This window comes from Bacillus sp. AF23, assembly GCF_020861455.1.
Taxonomy (GTDB): Bacteria; Bacillota; Bacilli; order Bacillales; family Bacillaceae; genus Bacillus; species Bacillus halotolerans.
This window is the reverse complement of sequence record NZ_JAJHVY010000007.1, coordinates 20,753-27,190: the sequence shown is the minus strand read 5'-3', so window position 1 is coordinate 27,190 and position 6,438 is coordinate 20,753. Positions and strand designations below refer to the sequence as shown.

Genomic DNA, 6,438 nt, shown 5'->3' with positions numbered 1-6,438 from the left:
GAATGGATATTTTAAGGAAAAATAAAGGCTGTCGAGATTTTCTCGACAGCCTGAGGATACTCTAAAGAGAGTATCCTTCATTCCTTAAAACATCTTCATCATTCTTTTTCTCATCCGCTTCATGCTTCGATTATTCAGCATGTCAGATTGAGTCGCCATTCGGTACACGAGAGCCCCGGCTCCCAGCGCCAAAAGAGAAGTCATTGTCCGATTCATCCTGCGCATCTCCTTTCGTTATTAAAAATTGATGCTGCGTTCATCCTCAGAAAACAAATCATCCAGGCTGCTTAGCGTTCCGTCTTCTTCCACTTGATGAGTTTCAATCTTCCCTTTGACCACTGTCAGCTCAATGAAACAGCCCCAGCAATAATATTGGTTCACGCCGATTTTCCCGATATCCTTACTTTTGCAGTTCGGGCATATAAGCATATCTCACACCTCTATCCGTTCAGAACGATCTCGTCTTTCCGCACCTCTACAAGCGAATCCGCTCTTTGGATCTGGCGTTTGCACCCCGCCAAGTCAGAAAAGAAACCGTCCGAGAGTTCATATGCTACGATTATGCCCTTGTCCAAACAAAAGTATACATCTTCCAGCATCCCCAAAATATCACCCTCTTGCGATTTCACGAGCTTCATTTTCATCTGCTCATATGTGAAGCATGATTTCGGAAGAGGCAAAAGCTGTTCTGAATTGACTGCGGCCAATATCCGGTCATGAAGAATGCAACTGATATCACATGCTCGTAAAAGCGCATGATGGTTATGAAAAAGACGTTTTTGTTCAAGAATAAATCCGAGACAATTTCCTTCAAGAGAAAAACAAATATCAGAAATCGTCCCAAGATAAACAGAAGTTTGTTCTGAATATACAGGAAATCCTTCTACCTCATGGCATGTTCTCAAAGTGTGATCAACCACCTTTTGTTGAACAGGCTTAGGTTTTGCTTTTCGCCTTTGACACATACGATGAAATCACTTCCACCCCCAATGAAAAAAGCTCCCGCAAACACGGGAGCCCTTTTTACAGCTGTTCTTCTTTCATAAAATCGAATGGCGTAATGCCTTCCATTCCGATATTTGCGTCGTGCACGCTGAACGGGAGCTCTTTTTGCAAAGCCGCAAGCTCAGCATCCATTTCAGCCGCCTGCGCTGACAGCCTGTTTTTTAATGAGGTCTGTCTGACAGTCGCGTCATTATTTTTCACGCCCCACTCCAGCGCTTCCTCTTCCCCGCATAAAATGAGAAATTTCTTCGCCCTCGTGATGGCGGTATATAGAAGGTTTCTTCTGAGCATTCTATAGTAGCCCTTCACTACTGGAAGAACCACGATCGGAAATTCACTGCCCTGCGATTTATGAATAGAGCAGCAATACGCATGAGTAAACTGACTGAAGTCTTTTTTCGTAAATGTCATTTCATTGCCGTCAAAAGAGACAACAGCCATGTCTTCTTTTTCTGTATTTTCCTTCGCGTAGAAAATGGAAGTGATTTCTCCAATATCGCCGTTAAACACATTGTTTTCCGGCTGATTGACAAGCTGCAAAATTTTATCCCCGGTTCTATAGACAACGTCACCGAACTTAATTTCCCTCCGCTTTTCTTTTGGAGGGTTTAAAATATCCTGCAGCATCACATTCAGCTCATTGATTCCGGCTTTCCCTCTGTACATTGGGGCGAGGACCTGTATATCTTTTGCCGTATATCCTTTTTTCAATGCATTCGCGACAACCTTCTCAACCACTTCTTTAATTTGCGAACCACCGCAGCGAATAAAGGAACGATCCTTTGTCGGGGCCGTCAGGTTGTTTGGAAGCAGCCCGTTTTTCATCTCGTGGGCAAGCTCAACAATCGACGATCCTTCCGCTTGCCGGTAGATGTCTGTCAGTCTTACGGTCGGAATCACCTGGGATGCCAAAAGGTCTCTGAGCACTTGACCGGGTCCGACGGAAGGCAGCTGGTCTTCGTCTCCGACAATGATGATTTGAATATGGTCAGGGATCGCTTTGAACAAATGATTCGCAAGCCATATATCAAGCATACTCGCTTCATCGATAATCAAAAGCTTCCCTTCAATCGGCTGGTCCTCTGTATGAGTAAATCCTTCCGCGCCGTTCCAGCCGAGCAGCCGGTGTATCGTAACCGCCGGAAGACCCGTTGACTCACTCATTCGTTTCGCCGCTCTACCTGTAGGCGCGGCCAGCACAATCGGAAAGGCTTCATCTTTTTTATAATCCGACGGATCAAGCGAAGCACCGTGGAGTTCTCCATACAATTCTACAATGCCTCTGATGACCGTTGTTTTACCGGTACCCGGCCCTCCCGTTAAAAGAAGCATCGGTGACGACAGCGCTTTTTGTATCGCTTCCTTCTGACTCGGCGCGTACTGAACATTCATACGCTCTTCCAATTCTCCTAAAGCCAGAAGGAATTCTGATTCAGGAAACTGATCGTCATATTCGGTTTGGCTTGCGATCTGTTTCACACGCTTTGCAACATTTTGTTCAGCGAAAAACAGCGACGGGAAGTAACATCGTTCATCTTCAATGACAATATCCTTATTTTCTCCAAGCGCAATCATTGCATTAGCGGCATCCATTTCTGTAATGCGCTGTCCATCTGCCGCTGACTGATTTAACAGCGTTTGGGTTTCGATAATCAGCTGCTTCTTTTCTATGTACGTATGCCCTTCTGAAAGGCATGTCGTTTCAAGCGTGTACAAAATAGCCGCTTTTATCCGCTCAGGATGATTCCCTGAGAGCCCCATTCTTCCGCCAAGCTCATCTGCTTTTCCAAAGCCTATGCCTTCCACGTCTCTCACAAGCTGATAAGGGTTTTCCTGAATTTTCTCCAGCGTCTCGGATTCATAGGCCTGATAGATTTTCATAGACAGCTGAGGGCCGAACCCAAATTGATTCAGCGAAATCATAATTTGCTCCAGTCCCTGATGCCGCTGCAAAGCACCGGCAAGGGTGTCAGCTTTCTTTTTTGACAGTCTCGGAACATCATAAAGGACTGAAGAATCAGCCAAAATTTTATTAATCGCACTGTCACCCAGTTTTTTCACAATCTCTTCAGCGGTTTTTTTACCGATTCCTTCAAACAGATCGCTCGACAAATACTGAATGACGCCTTCTTTTGTTGTCGGGATCTCCTTTTTGAAATGCTCAGCTTGAAATTGCAGTCCGAACTTTGGGTGAGTAACGGTTTTTCCGTAAAACGTGTAGGTCTCTTCTTCTTGAAGCGCAGGGAAGTAGCCCGTCACGGATACGACTTTATCTTCAATAGCTTCGGAGGTCTCTGTGACTTTCACTTTCAGAACCGTATATAAATTGGCGTCATTGTGATAAATGACGGTGTTTACTGTCCCTTTTAAAAAGGGCTCCTCCTCCATTTTCAGCTGATCCGGGTGCTGCTGCACGAGCCGTCCCTCCTCCTGAGCTTTTTATGATGGGTCGATCAGTTTTTTTGCATGAAGCGCCAGCATATGATCGGGCTGGATTTCGATAGCCTTATCCAGCATTTCAAGCGCTTTTTCACGATTTTCTTTATAAGCATAAGCGACACCGGAATTATAAAACGCATCCGCGTGCCCCGGGTCTTGCTCTGTTACAGCTTCGAATTGGCTGAGTGCTTCGTCCAGCATGCCTTCGTTCGCTAAGCACATCCCGAATTGGAAACGCGCTTCTGCATCGTTTTCATTCAGCTCGACGGCTCTTTGTAAATATGGCAGAGCGAGCTTAGGCTGCTCAAGCTTTACGAGAACGGTTCCAAGCATGTAGAAAAGATCACCGTTCTCCATTCCGGCACGCAGCGCTTTTTCAAACATGTCTTTCGCTTCTTTGTACATTTCTTTTACAACATAGACATTTCCTGCTCCATAATAAGCAGTGGCTGCCCCGCTGTCTAAGTCAAGCGCTTTTTCATAAAACGCAAGCGCCCGTTCCAGTTCATTTACTGATGAAAGCAGGTTAGCAAAGTTAATATACGGAATTGCGTCTTCTTTGTTCTCTTCAATCGCTTTTGTAAAATTCTCTGCCGCTTTTTCGTAATCGCCTTCCTGCATTGCCTCTATACCGGCTTGATTGTAGTCCACAGACATCTTCCTTTCATTAAAAAACCCCAACTCGCTGTTGAGGTTTTTTTCATTTTATACATACCACAATTTTGTTCCGTCTTTATATACGTCATCGATGGTTCCGCCGCCAAGGCATTCTTCGCCATCATAAAAGACAACGGCTTGTCCCGGTGTGACAGCACGGACCTGTTCGTCGAAGATAACCTCCGCTTCGCCTTCCCCAGTCATTCGAACCGTGACTTTATGGTCTTCTTGACGGTAACGGAATTTAGCCGTGCAGGAAATCTCTTCGCCCTTCATGATATCCGAACGAACCCAGCTGATATTGGTTGCTGTGATTTTATCGGAGTAAAGGAGCGGGTTGTGGAACCCTTGATCCACGTAAAGGATGTTCTTTTCAAGATCTTTACCGACCGCAAACCACGGCTCGCCGCTTCCGCCGATGCCAAGGCCGTGACGCTGTCCGATCGTGTAGTACATTAACCCGTCATGGCGTCCTTTTACTTCGCCGTCCATCGTCATCATATCGCCCGGCTGTGCAGGGAGATATTGGCTGAGAAACGTTTTGAAGTTGCGTTCGCCGATAAAACAGATGCCTGTGCTGTCTTTTTTCGTTGCCGTTGCAAGTTCTGCTTCTTTGGCAATTTCACGCACACGGCTTTTTTGAAGCTCGCCGATCGGGAACATGACTTTGCTTAGCGTATCTTCTGTCAGCTGATTCAAGAAGTACGTTTGATCTTTGTTTTCATCAATGCCGCGCAGCATTCTGACTTTGCCGCCGCTTCTGTCGACCCTTGCATAGTGGCCAGTCGCTAAATAGTCGGCGCCAAGTGACAGGGCATGCTCCAAAAATGCCTTGAATTTAATTTCTTTGTTGCACAGCACATCCGGGTTTGGTGTTCTGCCTGCTTTATATTCATCGAGGAAGTATTGAAATACCTTCTCGTAATATTGCTTTTCAAAATTAACGGCATAGTACGGAATTCCGATTTGATTGCAGACGCGGATCACATCTTCATAATCCTCTGTCGCCGTGCAAAAACCGTTTTCGTCCGTATCATCCCAGTTTTTCATAAAGATTCCGATCACGTCATAGCCCTGTTCTTTTAACAGCAGAGCCGCCACAGATGAGTCTACTCCGCCGGACATGCCGACAACGACTCTTGTATCCTCCGGCCGTTTTTCCATTTCATTCACTCCAATAATTAAGTCCGCCTTATTGTGTCAGCCGCTTTACAACGGCAGCCACATGTTCGGCAGCGGTTTTCACTTGCTCAGCCGTATTGCCGAGACCGAAGCTGATTCGAATTGAGGACGTCAGCCGGTCGCTCTCTTCACCGAACATGGCAGTCAGAACGTGTGACGGCAGGACTGAACCAGCGGTGCACGCTGATCCGCTGGAGACCGCGACTCCCGCCATATCAAGATTTACCAGCAGTGCCTCCACAGATACACCCGGAAAATAAAGGTTCATAACATGCGGAAGGCTATGCTCTTGATCTCCATTGATCTCGAATGCCACACCGGCATCCTTAAGCGTGCCGGCAATGATTGTTTTAAACGATTGATACTTCTCGTTTTTTTCGTCCCGTTCTTCGCCCGACAGCTTGACCGCTTCTTTCAGCCCGACAATTCCCGGAACATTTTCTGTTCCGGCACGGCGTTTTCTCTCTTGCTCTCCTCCGAATAACAGCGGAGAAAGCTTTACATACTTACTTGCATATAAAAAGCCTGTCCCTTTTGGCCCGTTGAGCTTGTGCCCAGAAACAGACAGAAGGTCAATATGGCTGCTTTTCACATCAATTGGAAAAAATCCGAATGCCTGAACAGCATCGGTATGAAAATAAGCCTTATGTTCCTTCAGCAGCTGGCCGATTTCATCGATCGGCTGCACAGTTCCGACTTCGTTATTTCCATACATCACTGTCACAAGGATTGTATCATCACGGAGTGCTTCTTTCACCTGATTTGCACTGACTCTGCCGTTTTCATCAACATCCAGATACGTCACTTCAAATCCGTCTTCCTCCAGTTTTTCACATGTGTGAAGCACGGCATGATGCTCAATTTTTGTCGTGATGATATGTTTTCCCTGATCTTTTCTGGCAAGCGCAGTTCCCATTATCGCTAAATTATCGGCTTCCGTTCCCCCGCTAGTGAAAATAATTTCCTGTTCTGCCGCACCAATTTCAGCTGCAATCTGCGCTCTTGCTTCGTCCACCCATTTCCGTGATTCCCTTCCAAATGAATGAATGCTGGATGGATTGCCGAAATTTCCGGAGAAATGCGGTATCATTTTCTCCAGCACGCGATCATCCATCGGAGACGTTGCGGCGTGATCCAAATAAATCCGTTCCATTT

At 46.2% G+C, this 6,438-nt stretch carries 7 protein-coding genes; all 7 read right to left on the bottom strand.

Annotation, left to right across the window (positions count from 1 at the left end; translation table 11 throughout):
- Positions 1-84: 84 nt before the first annotated feature.
- Entirely contained in the window at positions 85-216 is a 132-nt protein-coding gene (locus tag LNN34_RS01840; RefSeq protein ID WP_024122308.1) for a YrzQ family protein, read from the bottom strand.
- A gap of 21 nt (positions 217-237) precedes the next feature.
- Positions 238-429: a hypothetical protein gene (locus LNN34_RS01835; RefSeq protein ID WP_010335110.1), complete on the bottom strand. Its 192-nt coding sequence runs from the start codon at positions 427-429 to the stop codon at positions 238-240.
- Between the two features lie 11 nt (positions 430-440).
- Positions 441-965, bottom strand: coding sequence for a PRC-barrel domain-containing protein (locus tag LNN34_RS01830; RefSeq protein WP_106022554.1), 525 nt, complete (start codon positions 963-965; stop codon positions 441-443).
- Between the two features lie 58 nt (positions 966-1,023).
- The gene (locus LNN34_RS01825) at positions 1,024-3,420 is read right to left on the bottom strand and encodes an ATP-dependent RecD-like DNA helicase (protein ID WP_229042605.1); all 2,397 of its coding nucleotides are present in this window, start codon (positions 3,418-3,420) and stop codon (positions 1,024-1,026) included.
- 24 nt (positions 3,421-3,444) lie between these two features.
- The gene (locus LNN34_RS01820) at positions 3,445-4,065 is read right to left on the bottom strand and encodes a tetratricopeptide repeat protein (RefSeq protein ID WP_229042606.1); all 621 of its coding nucleotides are present in this window, start codon (positions 4,063-4,065) and stop codon (positions 3,445-3,447) included.
- Between the two features lie 84 nt (positions 4,066-4,149).
- Positions 4,150-5,265, bottom strand: coding sequence for a tRNA 2-thiouridine(34) synthase MnmA (gene mnmA / locus LNN34_RS01815; RefSeq protein ID WP_004398509.1), 1,116 nt, complete (start codon positions 5,263-5,265; stop codon positions 4,150-4,152).
- 28 nt (positions 5,266-5,293) lie between these two features.
- On the bottom strand, positions 5,294-6,436 hold the full coding sequence (locus LNN34_RS01810; RefSeq protein WP_229042604.1) for a cysteine desulfurase family protein: 1,143 nt from the start codon (positions 6,434-6,436) through the stop codon (positions 5,294-5,296).
- Between the last annotated feature and the right edge of the window lie 2 nt (positions 6,437-6,438).